Here is a 20,067-nt window from a genome sequence, read left to right on the forward strand (position 1 = left end):
CGTAAAACCCGTCCAGAGACGGATTTTACGGTGCAATATTGATAATTGTTCTGAATATTAGTTATACACCCATCGTCAGAACCGCCAGACAAAACCGGCATTAACACTATTGTCCTGATGAGCGGAAGATAACAATCCACTATAACCTAGCGTAAAGGACACATGTTTGCCTGCTGTCATTTCAGCATTTGCCTTCAAGACAAGGCCATCACGCGAAACCGGAACACTGTGGGTAACAAACGTTTTGTTACTTCCACGAAACGCTGAACTCACCGCGCGTTCACGCTCACCATACTGGTGTTGCCAACCTAACTCACCATGCAGGGCAACAGTAGCTCCCCACTTGGTCTGCCAATCATGGTTAGCACGTAATCCCAGTGTGGAAAGCGTTGCTTCTGTATGTTGTTTATCGGCCTGAAGCGCTACGGGGCCACCATTTTCGTTAATACCATTATTACGGAAACCAACATAAGAAAGATTCATAAACGGTTCCAGATTTACCGGAGCTATAGGCAGATTGTACGCAGCTTCAACAAATAACTGTGCCGTCCGACCACCATATTTTGCTTCCCCGCGATCGTGCTGATAGCCATAGTTGACAGGACGATTGGTATCAATGCGATGCCAGGTGTATCCACCTCCGGTACGCAGTGTCAGATCACCAAAGCGACGATCACCATAAAGAGCGATGTGATAATTATTACTGTCGGCACTGGTATGGTAGCCACCATCAAGAGAGGTACGGGTATAACCAGTAGCGATACCAAAATGACTATAATTATCAATCGAACCGTCAGTTCCGAGTAGTACTCCATAAGTGGAGGACTGATAGCCAGTAGCATTAAGCGTACCGGAGCCATGGCTCCATGCCCCAAGCAAACGAACCCAGGCTCCCTTATTCTCTCCGTGATTACCATCTGCATGATTACTATCTACGTTATTATTCTCCACATAAATACCGGATGATAACGAATGACCTTCAGCCTGCCTCAATCGGGCATTCAGGGTATCACGCAAGTAACGGCTTTCATTCACCAGAGCAGAAGTTATGTCCGCATGGATCTGTCCATCAAGTTGTTTGAAAGCAGGACGAACCTGATCAGCAGAAGTAGAAGGCAAAATACTCTCGTAAACCGGATTACCAGCACCGAGGGAATCAACAGCACCAGCCACAGAACGTTCATTCTGCGTCAGTGCTACATCGGCAAAAGCGGTATTATTACGTACTATATTGAGCGTCACTTTACTGGGTTGATATGACAAATTAGTGTTCAAAAATAGATAGTTAGAATCAACTTTATCAAAACGCCCGCTGACATCTTTTTCTGTGCTGAGAATATTATACTGCCGACCTGTCAGGTTATGCGCTTTATCGTCAGCAAGATTATCGCGGGAAAGAAGGTTATTACTGTTCAGAAGAGCGATTTCTACCTTACCGCCGTTGATTTGTACCTTATCCCCTGCATGGATGCTGTCATTGCGTCCATCAGATGTGATTTCAATAGAATAACGGGAGCCAGACTCAAAGGTAACTTCACGGGAAACATTGAGTTTACCAATAGAATAACCTGGACTGACCGTTCCTCCACGCTGAACCGCAAGGGAACCGATAGTGCCATAGCCACTGAATACACCGTTATCTTTTACCAGAACTGAGGAAGCCAGTGAATCGCTGATCCCCAATAATCCCTGTTTAACTAATGTCGGGCCAGAATAAGTATTCTTGCCAGTGAGAAATAACGCACCACTACCCTGTTTGATTAACCCACCGTGGCCACTGATATCATTACTCCAGATATCAGATTCACACTGTCTGCCTTCACAAACACGTTCGGTCGGTTTGCCTTTGTCGAGAACAGCACCAACACCGGGAATATCAACGATAAACTGTCCATCCCCATAAATAACACCCTCTGGATCAGGAATACGAAAAGTCGTTGGAATATCCTCTGCCGTATAAAACATGCCAGGGCCATTTATCGCTTTACCGAGGTTAATCATTCCCCAACCGTAAATCTCATCAATGCCTGGCTTGCCCATATCAGTAGCAGTAGTACGGAGCACAGAAGAAACCTGAGCACCATTCATATACGGGAAACGCTCCATCAGAATAGCAATACTACCGGCAGCATGAGGGGCTGCCATTGAAGTGCCACTGAATTTTTCGTAATCGGTTTTTAGCGTATCCACACTTGTTCCATTTATCACTGAGCTATATATGTAACTACCAGGCGCACTGACACACAAACTGGCGGTATAACCACAGCGGGATGAAAATCTACTGATACTGTAGGGAATTTTATTGCTGCTATTAGCATCCTTCTGCACACTGGCAACCGTCAACCAGTTTGGTGCAATATCTGGTACAAACCAGGCCAAACCCGCTATAGCGTCCGGTTCATTATAGTTACCACTGTTACCCGCAGCAAAAATGGTCACAATGCCACTACGCCCGGCATCAATTGCGCCCTGATACGCACCACCCGGTTTTGTTCCTAATATTGGTTTGATTTGATCGAACTGTTTCTGGGCATGTTCCAGATGGAAATGTGGTCCTCTGGGATCCCTCCCCGCATCTTCAAACTTTTTATCAATACCAATGCCCCAACTGTTATTGATAATACGGGCGCCACTTGCTATCAGTGCATCCCAGCCAGCTTGATATACACCGCCGTCGTTACCTAAAATAATGCCGTCCTCAGGGCCGGGATCGCCATTTTCAGCACTAATGATCTGGGCATTATAGGCCACACCATGCATTTTCCCGCCATCACGGCTACCGGCAGCAATACCAGCAACATGAGTACCGTGATTTCCTAATTTGCCTCCCAGTTGTCGGCTTGGTGTACCGTCGTAAGAGAAGGGATCACCTTTCTTCACCGCAATATAGGGATCGGTATACTCACGTATTCCGAAGGTGTAAAGATTGATCACCTTATCTTTTCCCACAAACTCAGGATGCTTAGCGTAAACAACCTGATCAAATATTCCTAGTTTGATCCCTTTGCCAGTATAACCTTTTGCATATGCTTCATCTGCGTGAATCGCACCAAGCCCCCACTCTGCAAGGAATTCACCAGAGTGCCAACTGGCAGGATCGCCCAACTTGCCAGTTTCAATATAATTTTCCGCATATGCTCCGACGCTGCCAGCCGCAAGACAACAAGCTACGGCATAGTAAAGTGCACATGGTTTCGTTCTGAATAAATTAGTTTTGAATAGATTAATTTCGGATGGGGTATTCTTAAATAGACCTGTCTTTCGCTTATTCATTTCAATCACTGTCCATTGTTGATTTGCCAAAATATCATTGCCATACCGCAAAAAAACTCTGTAACGAACTCAAAGGGATTGACGAAAATAACGCTGCGATATTTTTCTCTGCCAATAAATCCCACATGAATCAATAATGACACACGCAGAATTGCACAATTAATTAACAATTAATATTCATTTGTGTAACTTTATTTAATAGGGTGTACCAACGAATAACATTTATAATGGAGAAGTTTTTTTCTAAAGGAGGAAGGAGATCTCCCGCTACTGGCAGAGATAATTCTCAATAAAGGAGGAGCAAACAATGAGATATATTTCATAGCTCACACAATCTTGATCTATAATATTGCTCCTTTTGCAACATATTTAAAACACCATGGAACGATTTATAGAAAACGCTATGTATGCCTCTCGCTGGTTACTTGCACCAGTTTATTTTGGTTTATCACTGGCCCTGTTTGCTCTGGCTATAAAATTCTTTCAGGAAATTATTCATATCCTGCCACATATCTTTTCGGTTGCTGAATCAGAACTTATCCTGACCCTACTTTCTCTGATTGACATGGCACTGGTTGGTGGGTTGTTGGTAATGGTTATGTTTTCCGGCTACGAAAACTTTGTTTCCACACTGGATATTGAGGAAAACAAGGAAAAGTTGAATTGGTTGGGAAAAATGGACGCGACGTCACTCAAAAATAAGGTTGCAGCTTCTATTGTTGCCATCTCATCAATTCATTTACTGCGTGTCTTTATGGATGCCCGCAATGTTCCAGATAATAAATTGATGTGGTATGTCATTATCCACCTCACTTTTGTTATATCAGCATTTGTGATGGGATATCTGGATAAACTTACACGCCACCATCATTAACAAGGAACTCTATTCAGCATGTCTCTCCCCTGATGCCAGCCTGATATCATTTGCTGGCATTACGGGAAACTCCTTTTTTTCGTGATGAATGGTTACGGGCTGTTTCTTTCTGTAACTCCTCAATAAACCTGTCCACAACCATTTCAACCGTTTCACTTCTGGTCGCACCGAGCCTGTTGGACAGCCCATCTATTTTTCTGATAACAGACATCCTCAACGACAGAGAAATCGATCTTTTTTTCTCCTTATCAAGGTATACATGGCTGGTCGCTTCCTTAGATTTAAAGTTGTTATGCTGAGCAAGCAGTTCTTCAATTCTGCGAACTTCTTTCCTGGTTAACATCCCCTTATCAACTAATTGGTAAGTGTTTCCCATTTTGCTAAACCGGATGTCAGCACAATAGTGATCCTTCAATTCTCTTAAGGTGCGAGTCAGTGTCGGTTCAGAACAACTGAGTGCCTCGATCACCTTCACCTTACTGACAGGCTTTTCATGCGAAAGCAGCAAAGTTAATTTGAAATTTCTAAGTTGTTTGGGGCTAAGTAACATCGTTTTCAATTACCAGGTCAGGAATACTAATTCCTAATATCAACTATAAACACAACATCCAGCATAGCTTTTCGTTTTGGTAAATCAATATTAAAACAGGTTAAAAGTTCCATAGTTTTCTCCACCAGCTCCCGAACAGAGGCCGTGATATTTCGCCCTTTCCAGAATATTCACCGCCCAACGCCAGTGCGTAGCAGGTTCACACATTGCCCCCTGGAATTTGAATACCGCCTGATTTGAATTGAGGATCTGTAAAGCATCATCGTAATCACGAGTATTTACCATCAAGGCCCGATGAATATGTTCTATTTGCCCCGGATGAATAGCCGTTTTCCCAACAAGGCCATGAGCTATGTCCAGTGCCAGCTCTTTCTCAAGCAACTCCAGATTATCAATATGCTCACAAACTGGTGCAGTTAAATAAAAACCCCGCGAGCCAAAAACAGCGACCAGCATTTTGATCACATACCCCATCGGGCCATCATATAAAGTAAGGTTACGCGAGCGCCGCATAGAAATCAGGTTCATCAGATCGTTACCACCAATACGTAAAGCAATAATACGCTCATAACAAGGGTGAGATTTAAGCTTATCGGCGAGCTGATTCATTTGTTGCACATCAAAAACATCTTCAGTTTCCAATGTCGGCATGATCCCAAGATGGGTTGCAGCGATAATCTCCCACCACTCAGATAATGACACCTGCGTAAATTTAGGCAAAACCAAGCCAGCGACAGCGCTAAGATTAACAGTATCGACCAAATATCGTCCCATTGATTCATTGCGTGGACGGATAAAAATCAGAGGATGATGTTTAATATCGGCAACAGCGTTCTTTGACTCTGCCAGTGCCTGTAATACAAACACGAGATTTTCGATAGCATGGGGGATATCCTGTTCAGTGACTGAATCCTCCAGACAGATCACCAGAGAACGCAGCCCTATAACTTTATTGTGCAGCACAATTTCAGTAATGTTCTGGCGGGTCGCTGGCATATACAACGTTGCACCAAGCTGATTTGCGGAAGGGATCGATTTCATCAGACTACCTTTTTCATGCTACTTTTTTTATAATCGTTACCGCGCGATATTGGCCTATTAGATCGCCCACTTCTGTAATAGCAACATTTTTCTGCTGCGCTAAATAAACCAGCAAAGCGATATCAGGATCATGCAGTGATCGGACAAGTACCTGTTCCGGTACACGCCGCAAGACCGCGCGGGTTGCTTCTGCAATTCCGGGTTTGATACGGTTAATACTATCGATCTTATAGATGTCAGCAAGAGTTGAAATTACGGTCTTACTCAATTGCAGCAAAGCCATTTTTTCCTGCGGTTGCCAATCCGCTGCTGGTACGGTCGCTAAATCTAAGCGATCACGGTATTCCGCGACAGTATCAACTAACAACCTGCTGCATTCAAACTCACTCAGATGACCACATTTCACACAACCGTGCAACCCTTCTTCACGCCAAATTGAACGCGATATCAGCCCAGATACAGGGGCCCCCATGATGCCGAAAGGAATTAACCAATCATCATCACAAGCTGCCAGCCATGAACATCCACAAGGATCAGCCAGCACCACCAAACGGGGAATCGCCGAATAGCCAGCTCGTCCCACCAGCGAGCGGGATAATTCTGCCATGATTGCGCCCTTGCCTGTCCAGCCATCTACAAACACCAACCCTTCCGTGCCATGCTGCTGTTCTATAAATGACAGTGCTACATTGTCAATACCACGATCCCGTATGATACTGATCCCATAGTGGTAAGAGCGTTTTCCCATCTTCCGCAAAGCCTGATGCAGCATGACGCCTAAAGGCACTCCCGCCCTGACCAAACTCGCCAGCACAATCGGTGTATCACCAAAACGTAATATCAGAGACTTGGCAAGCATTACAACTTCCGTCGCCAGTCTGGCGGCTCCCAGTTGCAACGCTTTATCGAACAAATCCAAATGATAAGAGGTTGGCTCTGGTTCCTGACTCAACATATCGGAATAATGACGAGCACCAGATTGAATTAACTGCTCTTTAACCTCAACCAGGGTCATTTCAATCTGAACAGGTTCTAGCAAAAATTGAATATCATTGGCAGCATATGACCCAGAAAAAGGAGCAAAGCCATTCATTTATTTTTAGTTCCGGTCGTTGTATTAAAAACTGGTTTAATCATAAGTTACAATTTCTACAGAAGGAGCGACAAGAGATAATTGCGCGATTAACATTGGATCAACCGAGGTTTTCGGTGTTTCAAGGCAAAGCAGTATACGATCGAACTGTTGGTGTGCAACGTTATAGAGGAAATTTGGTATCCCTAATCCGTAATTATCTGTAAATGCCATAACAGACTGAATTGCATGCCCGCAGGAGATAGGAGAACGGGTTGTCGAGCCAAACTTCACAGATGCACCTGCCTGTTCAAGCCGTTCCGCCAGCAAAAATGGTTGCCAGACAAACTCGCTGGAACCAAGTACCAGCACCTTCTCACCAGCTTTGGCCTGAATGTCAGTACCAAGATCATACTGAATATTATCCAATCCCAGACGTCCCCAGTTTTGAATACCAATAATATCGACCTTTCCCCGTGCTGTGATATTGACTTGAGGCATGACAGGAACAGGGGCAGAACTATCTGCCTCCCACTGCCAATTTCCCTCAATCAAAGAAACAGTAGAGACAGGAAGCGGACAGCGTCTTATGATGCTTTGACCACTCCAGTCCGTCAGTGTCACTGTGATGATATGTTCTATTTGATCCAGCCCGGCATGACACAAAGCCTCGAACAGATTAAGAAAGGTATTACCGGTAGTCGCTTCATCATCGATCAGAACAAGGGTACGGGCACTGCTTACCCGTTGACGCAGATGATTTTCTTTCGGCCAGTAAATCAGATGATCTGTTGCATGGCTATGATCCTCTTTAAATTCACACAACAAATCACCTTCTACCGGATGGCGTGTTGATGTCAGAAACACCGGAGAAGCCACTTTTTGCCGCGTCTCCTGAAAAACGCCGGCGGCCAATCCGACCGCCGTTTCTGCCATACCGATATAGAGCACAGGGCCAGGCAAATTAATCGGAAACTGTTCTGACAACTGTCGATAAACAGCCCGCATAATAGATGGGCTGACGGGAATATGGCGGCCTAATACTTTGCTGACAAATAAGAATGCTCTTTTAGGATTACGGCGTTCAGCAATATCAAACAATGTTTCCAAAGACGTTACCCCACGTTCAGCCATGACAGTCAAAGTTCCACTATTTAACTGTTTCTTATAGAACTGGCTGTTATCAACCTGAGATGGGTAACACTGAAGATGATTACATGCTGTCATACAGAGAAGCCTTTTAAAAAAATTTCAGCCATTTCAAGAAATGGTGCGGTAACAGTTGCGATGCTTTCATAAAACAAATTTCCCTTTCATAAACTCAATCTTGTTACTCAAAAAATGCCTATTGCTAAATTGCCGTTAGTCACAATGGATACATTCGTTTTCCGGTCTAAATTCGGCGAAATATGCATCGCAGTCTAGAACCGAGATTCTGTTTATGTCAATCATAATATGATTTTTTATGATCAAATTTTGTTTGACTTTTTATCACGGACAAGAAATCATAAAAAGCGAAACCAGGTTGTTCTCTATCATGCATTTAATGGAAGTATGCAATTTGTGGGGATCATAATATGACAAGATTTTAACCATATATCTGGTCATATTATGATTTTTTCCATAAGTGAAATTATCGCAATTCATTGATAATGATTTACGATAAAAACAATTCACCGATAAAAGCAATTCACCGATAAATAAGAGGTGTTATTAATGGTTTCATTAAGTAAAAATCAGTCAGTCTCTCTCAGCAAACAGAGCACTTCACTGGATAAAATTGACTTTGGTCTGGGATGGGATCCTATAGCTCCCAAAAAAGGTTTCTTGTCACGCTTATTCAGCGGAGACAATAATGAAATCGATCTGGATGCAAGCTGTATCCTGCTTGATAAATCCGGTAATACCATTGATGTTGTCTGGTTTGGTCAACTGAATTCAGAATGTGGTTCTGTCAAACACAGCGGCGATAACCTGACTGGTGAAGGTGACGGAGATGATGAAGTCATCAGCGTCGATTTGATCAAGCTGCCTGCCGATGTTGAATATCTTGCCTTTACCGTTAATAGCTTTCGAGGCCAAACCTTTAATGATGTTGAAAACGCTTTCTGCCGCGTTGTTGATCAAAACGGTAAAGAGCTGGCGCGCTATCAGTTAAACGAACAAGGCGCTCATACTGGCATTATTATCTCTTCTCTGTGCCGTAACAGTGGTCAGTGGGATTTTACCGCACATGGTGTTGCTTGCCGTGGGCGTACCATCGAAGATATGTTTCCACAAATCGTTGCAACGGTGGTGCGCTAATGAACCTGACTCCGGGAGGAAATGCCCCCGTTTCCAACCAGGCACTGACCATAAGGGTACTTTCCGGATCATCAGTCGATGTCTCCGCTTTCCGTCTTTATGCTAACGGGAAAGTTCAGGGGGATCCGGACATGGTGTTTTATGGTCAGCCCAATAATGACGATAACACCATTCGTCTGTCCGGCGGTAATACCGATACTGCGTTTTCTGTTAACCTGCCAGCTCTGCGGCAAGAGGTTCAGAAAGTGGCATTTACTGCGACTTGCGACGACAATCAGACCATCTCCAACCTGCACAATCTCGCTATTCAGGTAGAACTGAACGGAAGCGTGATCTTACAAGGACATGTTGAAGTTCACGGTCGTTCAGAAGCCGCCTTGATTCTGGGGGAACTTTATCGCCGCAACAGCGAGTGGAAATTCCGCTTTATTGCTCAAGGATTTAATGGCGGTCTCAAGCCCTTAGCTGAGCATTTTGGTGTCGATATTATTGATGAGGCGCCAACATCAACACCGACGCCTGCTCCTAACAGCGTTAATCTGAGTAAGGTTTCTCTTACCAAAGAAAAACCAGCTATCAGCCTGAATAAACGTGATAACTACGGAGAGATACGCATCAATCTGAACTGGAATCAGAGCGCTGCTCCTGCTAATCGGGGAATGTTCCAGAACATCTTTAACACCAACAAAGGCGTGGATCTGGATCTCGGTGCATTCGTCCGGCTCCGTAATGGTACACGTGAAGTTATACAAGCATTAGGAGAGAGCTTTGGCGCTTACCATCACGATCCCTACGTACAGCTACAAGGGGATGATCGTACGGGTAATGTCAAAGACGGTGAATGGCTCCACATCAATGGCCTTGAATGGAAAAACATCAGTGAAGTTCTGATCTACGCCTTTATCTACGAAGGTGTACCTAACTGGAACAGCACTGACGGTATTGTCACAATTTATGTCAATGGGCAACCTCCGATCGAAACGCGTCTGACGGAAGGCCACAACCGCAAAAATATGTGTGCCGTTGCCCGTCTTGTTAATGAAAATGGTGCCATCAAAGTAGAACGCATCAACCAATACTTCAGTGGGCACAAAGAAATGGACAGAGCCTTCGGATGGGGTTTTCGCTGGACATCAGGCAGTAAATAAGACTCATGCTGTGATATAGGCGCTGTTATATCAATCAGTTATTACATAATTGGAGGGATTTATGTCCTTTTTAAATAAAATTAAGTCAGCTTTCAATGCTGGTCGCGAAGAATTAACCAATCAAGTTGGCCGTTTCAAAAACAGAAAATTCATGGAAGGTACTGTAGCGGTATGCGCACACGTTGCGATGGCAAGCAATGGTGTCAGCTCTGAAGAGAAACAAAAAATGGTGGGATTTATCAAAAACTCCCCCGAACTAAAAGTGTTCGATACCACTGAAATTATCGAATTCTTCAATAAGCTGGTCAGTAGCTATGAATTTGATGCTGATATCGGCAAAGGTGAAGCCATGAAATACATTATGGCGTTGAAACAGCAGCCGGAGGCGGCACAACTTGCTTTACGCGTCGGTATTGCCGTTGCCAAGAGTGATGGTGACTTTGATAACGATGAAAAAAATGCTGCCAGGGAAATATGCACATCCTTAGGCTTTGCTCCAGCAGATTTTGAACTGTAATCGCAGTTAATTTAAGAGGCTTACTTCATGGTATCCACGCACATTGGTTTTCCGATGGAAACCGTTGCTGTATTTATCCTTCTGTCGGTTGGTGCGCTCTTTATCGACCTCTTCATGCATCGTCATGACAAGCCAATTTCGTTGCGCAGTGCCGCACTCTGGTCTGTTTTCTGGGTCGCCATTGCTTTTGTTTTCGCGGGCTTCTTATTTGTCCATCACGGTGCTGAAGTAGCAAGTCTGTTCATTACCGGCTATGCGCTGGAAAAAGTACTTTCTGTCGATAACCTATTTGTCATCATGGCAATTTTCTCTTGGTTTGCGATCCCGGATCGTTATCGCCACCGTGTTCTTTACTGGGGCATTATCGGGGCCATTATCTTCCGTGGTATTTTTGTAGCTATCGGGACAAGCCTGCTGATGCTAGGGCCCTGGGTTGAAATGGTCTTTGCTGTTGTGGTCGGTTGGACGGCAGTGATGATGCTGAAAAGTGGTGACAATGATGATGAAATTGAAGACTACTCACAGCATCTTGCCTACCGTTTGGTGAAGCGCTTCTTCCCAATCTGGCCGAAATTGCGTGGTCATGCCTTCATACTCAGCCATAAAGAAGTCAATACGGAACTGGCCAAACCGGAAAACGCAGATGTAGCTATTGATCAAGAAAAAACGGATCGAGAAAAAACAGGTCGTGCTGGCAAAGCAGCATTTTATGCCACTCCACTACTGCTGTGCCTGGCCGTTGTTGAACTGTCCGATGTCATGTTCGCTTTTGACTCTGTACCTGCGATTATCGCGGTCAGCCGCGAGCCTTTAATCGTTTACAGTGCCATGATGTTTGCTATCTTAGGCCTGCGTACACTCTACTTTGTACTGGAAGCATTGAAAAAGTATCTGGTGCACTTGGAAAAAGCCGTGATTGTGTTGCTGTTCTTTATTGCTATTAAATTAGGGCTTAACGCATCTGAACATATGTTCCACCACGGTTATTCCATTTCGGCAACAACCAGCCTGTTTGTGGTGCTTGGGGTTCTGGCTGCTGGTATTATAGCCAGCCTTCTGTTTCCCCAGAAAGAAAAAGCAAGCTGAATCCTGTATACCCTATGGATTCCAAGCTACAGCCAACAAAGCTGCAACTTGAAAGACGACGGGAATAAATAACTATTTAATCAGTGAGGAAATAATAATGGGTGTATCTCTTTCTAAAGGTGGTAACGTTTCTCTGAGCAAAGAAGCTCCAACTATGAAAAATGTTCTGATCGGTCTCGGCTGGGATGCCCGCGCGACTGACGGACAAGATTTTGACCTTGATGCTTCCGCATTCTTGCTGGCAGCAAACGGCAAAGTACGCAGTGATTCCGATTTCATTTTCTACAACAACCTGAAATCTGCTGATGGCTCTATTATGCACACTGGCGACAACCGTACTGGTGAAGGGGATGGTGATGATGAAACACTGAAAATCAAACTGGACCAGATCCCTGCTGACGTAGACAAGATCGTCTTTGTTGTCACTATCCATGATGCGCAAACACGCCGTCAGAGCTTCGGTCAAGTTTCAGGGGCTTTCATTCGTCTGGCTAATGATGATACGCAAGTTGAAGTTGCTCGCTATGATCTGACAGAAGATGCTTCTACTGAAACGGCTATGCTGTTCGGTGAACTGTATCGCCACAATGGCGAATGGAAATTCCGTGCAGTTGGTCAGGGTTATGCTGGCGGTTTGGCTTCTGTTTGCGCTCAGTATGGCATTAACGCAGCCTGATCCTAGCCGATCTCAATCTAAGGACTTTCAGGTAACGAGCTTCAATATAAAGCCATTAATATCGTGAATTAATTACCATATCGTGATTAAATCACACCGTACTTAAAAACCCTGTCTGATAATATTGGCAGGGTTTTAACTTATCAAACGGGGTTAACGTTTTCTCACAACATGATTTTCTCAGAACATAAAGTACTGCTAAAGTATCTCCACATATCCAAATAACACAAGGAACGTCAAATGAGTCTTCATGTTTTATTTCGCCATGATAATGATATCCCTGAATTAATTCTGCATGGTAGCGCTCTCAACGAGGCTGGATTTATTGCTGATTCATTATTCCATATCTATCAATATTCAGATGGGATAATCATCTCTCTACTTACTCCTCAGACTGATCTTGCCAGCCTGATCAATGAAATTGAAAACAAACCAGAGCAAGGAATAGACAATATTCGAGAAAACGGTGAACTCTATATTGCAGGTGATTGGCTAACTGACAGTCAATTGATAGAACAGCCAATTAATATTGAAATAACATCTGGAAAAATTATTCTTAAGCCCAAATTAGCAGAACTGTTAGCCTGAGCAACAGCTCGCCGTCTTTTGTCAAAAATCTCTTGGAGATATCAACCGGAAAGATTATCCATTCTTTTCCGGTTGACTGTTTAATCTTAAACAGCCGAAAAAACCTACTTTCCTCCCGCCAGATCCATGAAATTACCGGTTACATACGATGCTTCATCAGACAATAACCACGCAATGGCTTCTGCAATTTCTTCTGGCTGCCCCCCTCTTTTCATTGGTAGGGAATTTTTAATACGCTCGATCCTATCCGGCTCACCTCCATCTGTATGCATTTCTGTATAAATAAAGCCGGGCCGAACCGTATTCACCCTAATCCCTTGTGCTGCAACTTCTTGAGATAATCCGATAGTCAATGTATCAACAGCACCTTTTGATGCAGCATAATCAATATATTCATAAGGGGAACCCAACCTTGCAGCCGCCGATGAAACGTTAACAATCGCACCTCCTTTACCTCCATGACGAAAGGCCATTCTTTTGACAGCTTCGCGGGCACAAAGAAAATACCCTGTCACATTGGTGGCAAATATGTCATTCAACCGTTCCGCTGTTAACTGCTCAATGGTAGCCTGAGGCTTTAAGATACCGGCATTATTCACCAGCCCGGATATATAACCCAGTTCCCCTTCTACCTTTTGGAACAAGGCCACGATCTGTTTTTCATCTGTTACATCCACTTGAACAGAAATTGCCGACTGCCCCAGATTTCGGATCATATCCACAACTTCATGAGCACTGTTTTCACGAGTACGATAACCAATACCAATATGGTGCCCTCTCTTTGCCAGACACAAAGCTGTCGCTTTACCAATACCACGGGAACCGCCTGTAATAATTGTGACTTGCTGCATAATAAACTCTTCCTCTTTATTTTTCTGATGTAATTCCTTTAATTAACTGTGACTATGATACGCTGAGGAAATCATGGTCACGTATTCAATCCGTTGATTTGTGTTAAACATAGTATTCACGTTCAATGAAAGTCCCGATGACTTTATCATGCATTTCCGGTGACTTCGAATAACCCAACGTCTTACGATTGAGTCGTTTAAGTCGGTTGCGCAATGTCAAATTCTCCCGCTCAATACGTTGAGTGAAGGTTTTTCCGACAAGATGCTGGCTTTTAGGTAATAGATTGTAAGCCTTGAAATTATCTGTACACCAGAAAACAACATTGAACGAAGCCAGTTTTTTGAGGAGTTTCTTGAGGTTTTTTTTTGCTTCTCGCTCCAAACGTATGAGCGATGATGCGTTTTAAACGAGGCTCCCAAGCATACCATAACCAACGTTGGCATTTTTTATTCCCGACAAATGACCACACTTCATCAACTTCACAAATGAGTTGAACGTTGACATTATCCAGTGGGAGTGTCGTTACGCATCGTGGTTTAAGTTTTTTAAAACACGGACAACCGCATTGATACTGATATGTAATGCACGGGCTGTATCACGGATACCCGCATTATTCATGGCAAGATCAACAACGTGTTCTTTTATACCCGCTTGGCAGGCGCGATAGGCGTAATCCAGTTGGAAGGTTCGTTTGCAGGAGAAACAACGATAGCGTTGATGTCCGGCCTCACCTTTGCCGTGCTTTTTGACGTATTCAGTTTGCTGACAAAACCGACATTTTACTTCAACAGTCGCCATGTGATTTCTCCGAAAAAATGGCGATTATACACAATCATCAACAGGTTGAATACGTGACCGACCATTCATATAATCAGAGCCTGTTTGCACAGGCTCTGAATTTTTCCTAATGTTTTATTATATAAAGATCTTTCGTCGAAATATAATCCATTAGGGTAACATAAAATCCACCGACATAGGGTTTTACCAACTTATTACTGACATAATAGTAGACAGGAATAGCAGGAGTATCATTGGTTAAAATATCTATCGCCTTTTGATAATACATAACATCATTAGTTTCACCAGCTTTAATTACCATCTGATCGAAATCACTATTTTCATAGAGAGGAATATTTTGACTATTTCCTGTCAGGAACGTATCCAAAAATGACATCGGACTATTATAATCTGCTGTCCATGCATATCTGACTACATCAAATTTATTTTGATGCATATTGTCCAGCATGACTTTCCATTCTTGATTTTGCAAAGCGGCTTGAACACCAAGATTTTTCTTCCACATTGAAGTCACTGCAATAGCTATTTTTTTGTGGGTTTCTCTTGTATTATAAAGCAGATTAAATTTCAGTGGATTATCTTTATTAAAACCAGCCTCATTTAATAACTCCCTGGCTTTTTTAATCCGTTGTTCTTGTGTCCAGGAAGCATATTCAGGTAGTGTTAAACTTAATCCGCCAATATTAGGCGGAATAATATCATACGCAGGCAATTGCCCCTGCCCTAAAACCTTATCCGCAATAATATCTCTATCAATAGCTAAACTTAAAGCCTGCCTGACTCTGATATCATTAAATGGTGGTTTCTTAGTATTAAAAACATAATAATAAGTAGATAGCATGGGAATAATATGCATTTGATCACTAAACTCTTTTTTTAATGATGTAAAAGAGTCTAATTCAATCGTTTTAGTTATATCGACTTCCCCTGCCAGATAACGGTTCAGATCTGCTTTTTCTGATACGATTGCAAGATAAGTAACTTTATTAATGACTGTATTTTTATCATCCCAATATTGAGGATTTCTGACACCAACGACTTTTTCATTTACCCGCCACTCTGAAAGTTTAAAAGCCCCACTACCAACAAAAGTCTCTGGTTGTGTCCATTTATCACCATATTTCTTCACCACTTTTTCGCTGATGGGAACCAGAATCGGATGGGTTAGCATCTGTAATAAATAAGCAACAGGCTTATCCAATTTCACTTCCAGTGTAAAATCATCCAGCGCTTTTACACCAAGCTCTTCTACTTTTTTCTTGCCAAGTAATACATCATTTGCATTTATCACATGAGCAGTTGCAAGATAGCTGCTATAAGGGGACCCCATAGTTGGATCAAGTAGTCGCCGCCAACTGAATACCACGTCATGGGCAGTAATCGACGTACCATCAGACCACTTAATGCCTTTTCTTAAATGGAAAATCCATGTCTGGTTATCAGCCGTTTCCCAACGCTCTGCTAATCTCGGTTCGATATTTCCCTTTCTATCGGTGTAAACCAAGCCATCAAAAAAATCATGGATAATATCTAACTCAGTATTACTTTCTACTTTATGCACATCCAGAGAAGCAGGAAATGAGCCGTTATTGCGCACAATTTCCTGTTTCTCTGCTAACTCTGTACCGGGAGGGATAACGGCAGCCTGAGCCAAACTGATACTGCCCAGTATAATTCCTATCGGGCAAGTTAATACCTTAGATATTTTATTTTTTATTAGCTTTACCAACATTTTTTGCATATTAGTGCTCTCCATAACTGTTTTTTATTATTGAATTACTGTCATATTTATAATTACTATTTTTATTATTAACCATTTAAAAACATTACTCTTACTTGTAATATTCTTACGTAATTTGAGTAGATTAAAGATATAAGTGCAACGCATAATGATTAGGATTGCACTTACTACTTAAAACAATAAGAAATCTACCATACTGTTTCGATGACAGTTTTATCTACAGTAATATCTCGTATCTATAATCATCATCACATTATCTCTTTAAATCACAAATCAAGGTATCAGCAGTCAATGATGTTGCCTGCTCCGTCGAACAGGCATCAATACAGTTAAGGTTTATTTTTTATCAGTTAGATCAATTTGATAAATTGCAAACCCAATATCATCATTTTTCAGGTATTTCACCGGATATTGAGCCTGTTCTTTGATAAACTTTGCGGCCTTTTCTGATGAAGAAGTTTCAAAGCGAATATCCAGTTTCTTGTCTGTTTTGATTGGCAGGAATGACCAGTTATTTTCCGCCTGTGTTGATACCACACCTTTCTCTTTGGTCATTCTGGAAATGTAGGCAGCCAGAATAGAGCGGTTTTCATCCGGTGAAGCGAATGCAATATGGCCTTCACCTGTTCCTGCAAATTTACCACCGTAACCTCGGTAGTTATTGGTGGCGATCAGGAATGTCGCTTTTGGATCGATAGGCTTACCCTGATAAGTAACGTCCTTAATACGGTTCGCATCTTTGTTGATCAATTGGCAATCTGTGTCGTATTTCGCTGGCTGAGTCAGATCCATCTTATAATTGATACCACTGATGGTATCAAAGTTATAAGTTCGAAAACCCTTCCAGTTCAATAACTCTTGTGGTTTGGTGGAGTTAGGATCTATCTGGTTATACATGCCGGCTGAACATTCCAGCCACTCCACAACATCAGCCCCACTCGCTTTCACCACAACCAACGTGTTCGGGTAGAGATACAAATCAGCCGCGTGACGGAATGTCAGGTCACCTTTTTCTACTTCCACAAACTCAGCCGGTGCATTTTTACGTCCACCCGCCTTAAATGGTGCAGCAGCTCCCAGAACGGGCAGATCTGCCAGATCAGGATCACCCTGAATAAAACGCCTAGTGTAATCAACCTGAGCATCGTTAACGATTTGAACCGTTGGATCACTTTGGATCAGCGCAAGATAACTGTACATATTGGCAGAGGCTTTACCGATGAACTTGCCGACGAAATCACGGGTTCCCTGATTGGCTTCTTCAATAATCGCTGCCAGTTTGTTATCACTTTCAACCAGTGCTTTCTTATGCGTTTTATCATAGATAGGACGCGCCTCAGCTTTAGTCGATTCTACTTTCCATTCACCGCTGCTATTGTTGATAACCATATCAACAACCCCCAAATGGTCTCCCCACTGGCCCGGCATTACGGCAGGAATGCCATTGACTGTACCATTAGCAACATCAACACCTTTAATACCTTTATACTCCTCGCTTGGGAAAACCCCGTGCGAATGGCCGAACATGATGGCATTAATACCGGGAACTTCACTCAAATAATAAACAGAGTTTTCTGCCATTGCTTTATAAGGCTCTTGAGAGAAGCCGGAATGCGGAATAGCAATAATCAGATCAGCACCCGCTTTCTTCATTTCAGGTACGAATTTTTTTGCCGTCTCAGTGATATCGTTGACAACGACTTTGCCATCCATATTGGCCTTATCCCAAATACTGATCTGCGGTGGAACAAAACCGATATAACCGATCTTAATTATGTGTTCTCTGTCTTCACGATCTTTAACCGGGGTATCAACGATAATATAAGGTGTGAAGTAGTTTTTGCCAGTCTTGGCATCCATAATATTGGCGTTAATGTAAGGGAATTTAGCCCCTGCTATCACCTGTTTCAGATAATCCAGACCAAAATTAAATTCATGGTTACCGAAGTTACCCACGGTATAATCCATTGTGTTCATCAGTTGGTGAACCGGATGGACTTCATTCTGTTTGAGTCCTTTTGCCACGATGTAATCTGCCATCGGGTTTCCCTGGATCAGGTCACCATTATCAACCAGAATTACGTTAGTAGCTTTAGATTTAGCGGCTTTAATTAAACCCGCAGTACGGACCAGACCAAACTGCTCAGTCGGTTTATCCTTAAAGTAATCGAAATCAATCAGGTTGCTGTGAATATCCGATGTTTCCATAACCCGTAAATCAACGGTTGCCGCATTGACATTAAATGCCACCAACATCGCCAACGTTGAAATTCTCAAGCCATACTTCAACATGTTATCCCCCTTCTATAGATAGAGTTTCCAGAATGGTTTGTTTCTTATCTCTGTGAACCGGATTGTCACTGCGGGCATCATCATATGCCGCTTCAACAAACAGACGTATACTATTGTACTGATTGTTCATTTATGTCTGATATTACTCGTAACATAGAAACGGAATTCGCTCACAAAATCAGAAAATTAACTTAAATCAGGTTACAGATAGATATGCCCTTCATTTTTCGAATAAAAATGAAGGGCAAAAATAGAGGGTATAGTTATTTATTAGGCCACAGCCACGCCGCACCACGCACTCCGCTGGAATCACCATGCAGTGCTTTTCTAATCGGTGTTGCACACTCGCCACCAAAAACCCACTCACTCACTAAACCCGGCAAGGTCTGATAAAGGCGATCAACATTACTCATACCGCCACCTAGCACAATGACATCAGGATCAAGTAAGTTAACAACCTGTGCTAATGCCCGTGCCAGACGCCTTTCATAACGCTGGATGGCTAGTTCGGCAATTTTATCTCCCTGAGCTACAGCCTCCATAATTTCATGGCCTTTTTTGTGCACGCCACTCAAGCGGAAATAATCCTTCATAAAACCGGTTCCCGATACAAACATTTCGGTACAGCCTGGTTTACCGCAGAAACAACGAACCTCTTCCTGATATGCCCGATCTTCGTCATCCATCCACGGTAATGGGTTATGCCCCCATTCTCCAGCCAGACCATTACCACCTGCATGTACCTTGCCATCAAATGCCAGACCTGAACCACAGCCAGTCCCGATAATAACGGCAAACACCATTGGCATACCTGCTGCTGCACCATCAGTCGCTTCCGAAACAGCCAGACAGTTTGCGTCATTGGCAACCCGTACTTCACGCCCCAGAAAAGCGGAAATATCTTTGTCCAAAACCTGACCGTTCAACCAGACCGAATTAGCATTTTTCACTTTTCCGGTAAAAGGTGAAATCGCTCCCGGAATGCCAATTCCTATTGTGCCTTTCTGCCCGGTTGCCTGTTCCGCATCCGCTATCAAACCCGCAATGGCGGCCAGTGTTTGCTGATAGTCATTGCGGGGAGTATCCACCCGTTTCCGAAACAGTTCTTCACCCTGATCGCCCAATGCGATCACTTCAATCTTGGTTCCACCAAGATCAATACCTATACGCATAGCTTACCTTTTTCTCTGTGGTTTACCGTCAGCCGAATTTTTTTCAGGCTATTGAATCGTGTTGTCGTAAGATCATTGCCTGA

The 20,067-nt window shown here is 43.1% G+C and carries 17 protein-coding genes and 1 pseudogene; 7 read left to right on the top strand and 11 right to left on the bottom strand.

All coding sequences use genetic code 11. The annotated features are described in order from the left end of the window. Nucleotides 1-75: 75 nt before the first annotated feature. Entirely contained in the window at nucleotides 76-3,273 is a 3,198-nt protein-coding gene (locus tag AAC852_RS18415) for an autotransporter domain-containing protein (RefSeq protein ID WP_340622237.1), read from the bottom strand. A gap of 379 nt (nucleotides 3,274-3,652) precedes the next feature. Between AAC852_RS18415 and AAC852_RS18420 the strand changes: the two genes are divergently transcribed. Next, a complete protein-coding gene (locus AAC852_RS18420; protein ID WP_047678335.1) occupies nucleotides 3,653-4,147 on the top strand; it encodes a TIGR00645 family protein in 495 nt (164 codons plus the stop codon). Between the two features lie 46 nt (nucleotides 4,148-4,193). Here AAC852_RS18420 and AAC852_RS18425 read toward each other — a convergent pair whose 3' ends face one another. The 4 genes from AAC852_RS18425 to AAC852_RS18440 form a co-directional block, all read right to left on the bottom strand. Further along, nucleotides 4,194-4,697, bottom strand: coding sequence for a tellurium resistance protein TerW (locus AAC852_RS18425; protein ID WP_340622238.1), 504 nt, complete (start codon nucleotides 4,695-4,697; stop codon nucleotides 4,194-4,196). A 90-nt stretch (nucleotides 4,698-4,787) separates the two neighbouring features. Further along, nucleotides 4,788-5,738 carry an HpcH/HpaI aldolase/citrate lyase family protein gene (locus AAC852_RS18430; RefSeq protein ID WP_340622239.1) on the bottom strand — a complete coding sequence of 317 codons (951 nt, stop codon included), beginning with the start codon at nucleotides 5,736-5,738 and terminating at the stop codon, nucleotides 4,788-4,790. A gap of 13 nt (nucleotides 5,739-5,751) precedes the next feature. Then, nucleotides 5,752-6,831 carry a cysteine protease StiP family protein gene (locus AAC852_RS18435; RefSeq protein WP_340622240.1) on the bottom strand — a complete coding sequence of 360 codons (1,080 nt, stop codon included), beginning with the start codon at nucleotides 6,829-6,831 and terminating at the stop codon, nucleotides 5,752-5,754. Nucleotides 6,832-6,867: 36 nt separating this feature from the next. Then, entirely contained in the window at nucleotides 6,868-8,037 is a 1,170-nt protein-coding gene (locus AAC852_RS18440; protein WP_340622241.1) for a phosphoribosyltransferase domain-containing protein, read from the bottom strand. Nucleotides 8,038-8,526: 489 nt separating this feature from the next. Between AAC852_RS18440 and AAC852_RS18445 the strand changes: the two genes are divergently transcribed. From AAC852_RS18445 to AAC852_RS18470, 6 genes are all read left to right on the top strand, one after another. Continuing rightward, nucleotides 8,527-9,114 carry a TerD family protein gene (locus AAC852_RS18445; protein WP_340622242.1) on the top strand — a complete coding sequence of 196 codons (588 nt, stop codon included), beginning with the start codon at nucleotides 8,527-8,529 and terminating at the stop codon, nucleotides 9,112-9,114. After that, complete coding sequence (locus AAC852_RS18450) at nucleotides 9,114-10,262, top strand: TerD family protein (RefSeq protein WP_340622243.1); 1,149 nt, start codon at nucleotides 9,114-9,116, stop codon at nucleotides 10,260-10,262. The genes AAC852_RS18445 and AAC852_RS18450 overlap by 1 nt, the downstream gene beginning before the upstream one ends. A 61-nt stretch (nucleotides 10,263-10,323) precedes the next feature. Continuing rightward, nucleotides 10,324-10,779 (top strand): tellurite resistance TerB family protein, encoded by a 456-nt coding sequence (locus AAC852_RS18455; RefSeq protein WP_340622244.1) that lies wholly within the window; start codon nucleotides 10,324-10,326, stop codon nucleotides 10,777-10,779. 27 nt (nucleotides 10,780-10,806) lie between these two features. After that, nucleotides 10,807-11,865, top strand: coding sequence for a TerC/Alx family metal homeostasis membrane protein (locus tag AAC852_RS18460; protein WP_340622245.1), 1,059 nt, complete (start codon nucleotides 10,807-10,809; stop codon nucleotides 11,863-11,865). A gap of 97 nt (nucleotides 11,866-11,962) precedes the next feature. Further along, on the top strand, nucleotides 11,963-12,541 hold the full coding sequence (locus AAC852_RS18465) for a TerD family protein (RefSeq protein ID WP_340622246.1): 579 nt from the start codon (nucleotides 11,963-11,965) through the stop codon (nucleotides 12,539-12,541). A gap of 240 nt (nucleotides 12,542-12,781) precedes the next feature. Next, nucleotides 12,782-13,129 (top strand): hypothetical protein, encoded by a 348-nt coding sequence (locus AAC852_RS18470; protein WP_340622247.1) that lies wholly within the window; start codon nucleotides 12,782-12,784, stop codon nucleotides 13,127-13,129. A gap of 104 nt (nucleotides 13,130-13,233) precedes the next feature. On the opposite strand, the gene AAC852_RS18475 is transcribed toward AAC852_RS18470, so the two are convergent. The 6 genes and pseudogenes from AAC852_RS18475 to mak form a co-directional block, all read right to left on the bottom strand. Then, complete coding sequence (locus tag AAC852_RS18475) at nucleotides 13,234-13,980, bottom strand: SDR family oxidoreductase (RefSeq protein ID WP_340622248.1); 747 nt, start codon at nucleotides 13,978-13,980, stop codon at nucleotides 13,234-13,236. A gap of 103 nt (nucleotides 13,981-14,083) precedes the next feature. Further along, nucleotides 14,084-14,779 (bottom strand): annotated as a pseudogene (locus AAC852_RS18480) (IS1 family transposase). A gap of 106 nt (nucleotides 14,780-14,885) precedes the next feature. Next, nucleotides 14,886-16,520, bottom strand: coding sequence for an ABC transporter substrate-binding protein (locus AAC852_RS18485; RefSeq protein WP_340622249.1), 1,635 nt, complete (start codon nucleotides 16,518-16,520; stop codon nucleotides 14,886-14,888). Between the two features lie 336 nt (nucleotides 16,521-16,856). Then, the gene (locus AAC852_RS18490; protein ID WP_340622250.1) at nucleotides 16,857-18,812 is read right to left on the bottom strand and encodes a bifunctional 2',3'-cyclic-nucleotide 2'-phosphodiesterase/3'-nucleotidase; all 1,956 of its coding nucleotides are present in this window, start codon (nucleotides 18,810-18,812) and stop codon (nucleotides 16,857-16,859) included. A 1-nt stretch (nucleotide 18,813) separates the two neighbouring features. Next, nucleotides 18,814-18,942 carry a hypothetical protein gene (locus AAC852_RS18495; RefSeq protein WP_340622251.1) on the bottom strand — a complete coding sequence of 43 codons (129 nt, stop codon included), beginning with the start codon at nucleotides 18,940-18,942 and terminating at the stop codon, nucleotides 18,814-18,816. Nucleotides 18,943-19,075: 133 nt separating this feature from the next. Continuing rightward, nucleotides 19,076-19,984 carry a fructokinase gene (gene mak, locus AAC852_RS18500; protein ID WP_340622252.1) on the bottom strand — a complete coding sequence of 303 codons (909 nt, stop codon included), beginning with the start codon at nucleotides 19,982-19,984 and terminating at the stop codon, nucleotides 19,076-19,078. Nucleotides 19,985-20,067: the final 83 nt, after the last annotated feature.

Origin of the sequence: Xenorhabdus siamensis (genome assembly GCF_037996745.1) — a bacterium.
In the GTDB taxonomy this organism is placed as follows: domain Bacteria; phylum Pseudomonadota; class Gammaproteobacteria; order Enterobacterales; family Enterobacteriaceae; genus Xenorhabdus; species Xenorhabdus indica.

Bases quoted from the DNA above. Each gene is read 5' to 3' on its own strand.
- AAC852_RS18415 (WP_340622237.1), bottom strand. From the start codon at position 3,273: ATGAATAAGCGAAAGACAGGTCTATTTAAGAATACCCCATCCGAAATT.
- AAC852_RS18420 (WP_047678335.1), top strand. From the start codon at position 3,653: ATGGAACGATTTATAGAAAACGCTATGTATGCCTCTCGCTGGTTACTT.
- AAC852_RS18425 (WP_340622238.1), bottom strand. From the start codon at position 4,697: ATGTTACTTAGCCCCAAACAACTTAGAAATTTCAAATTAACTTTGCTG.
- AAC852_RS18430 (WP_340622239.1), bottom strand. From the start codon at position 5,738: ATGAAATCGATCCCTTCCGCAAATCAGCTTGGTGCAACGTTGTATATG.
- AAC852_RS18435 (WP_340622240.1), bottom strand. From the start codon at position 6,831: ATGAATGGCTTTGCTCCTTTTTCTGGGTCATATGCTGCCAATGATATT.
- AAC852_RS18440 (WP_340622241.1), bottom strand. From the start codon at position 8,037: ATGACAGCATGTAATCATCTTCAGTGTTACCCATCTCAGGTTGATAAC.
- AAC852_RS18445 (WP_340622242.1), top strand. From the start codon at position 8,527: ATGGTTTCATTAAGTAAAAATCAGTCAGTCTCTCTCAGCAAACAGAGC.
- AAC852_RS18450 (WP_340622243.1), top strand. From the start codon at position 9,114: ATGAACCTGACTCCGGGAGGAAATGCCCCCGTTTCCAACCAGGCACTG.
- AAC852_RS18455 (WP_340622244.1), top strand. From the start codon at position 10,324: ATGTCCTTTTTAAATAAAATTAAGTCAGCTTTCAATGCTGGTCGCGAA.
- AAC852_RS18460 (WP_340622245.1), top strand. From the start codon at position 10,807: ATGGTATCCACGCACATTGGTTTTCCGATGGAAACCGTTGCTGTATTT.
- AAC852_RS18465 (WP_340622246.1), top strand. From the start codon at position 11,963: ATGGGTGTATCTCTTTCTAAAGGTGGTAACGTTTCTCTGAGCAAAGAA.
- AAC852_RS18470 (WP_340622247.1), top strand. From the start codon at position 12,782: ATGAGTCTTCATGTTTTATTTCGCCATGATAATGATATCCCTGAATTA.
- AAC852_RS18475 (WP_340622248.1), bottom strand. From the start codon at position 13,980: ATGCAGCAAGTCACAATTATTACAGGCGGTTCCCGTGGTATTGGTAAA.
- AAC852_RS18485 (WP_340622249.1), bottom strand. From the start codon at position 16,520: ATGCAAAAAATGTTGGTAAAGCTAATAAAAAATAAAATATCTAAGGTA.
- AAC852_RS18490 (WP_340622250.1), bottom strand. From the start codon at position 18,812: ATGTTGAAGTATGGCTTGAGAATTTCAACGTTGGCGATGTTGGTGGCA.
- AAC852_RS18495 (WP_340622251.1), bottom strand. From the start codon at position 18,942: ATGAACAATCAGTACAATAGTATACGTCTGTTTGTTGAAGCGGCATAT.
- mak (WP_340622252.1), bottom strand. From the start codon at position 19,984: ATGCGTATAGGTATTGATCTTGGTGGAACCAAGATTGAAGTGATCGCA.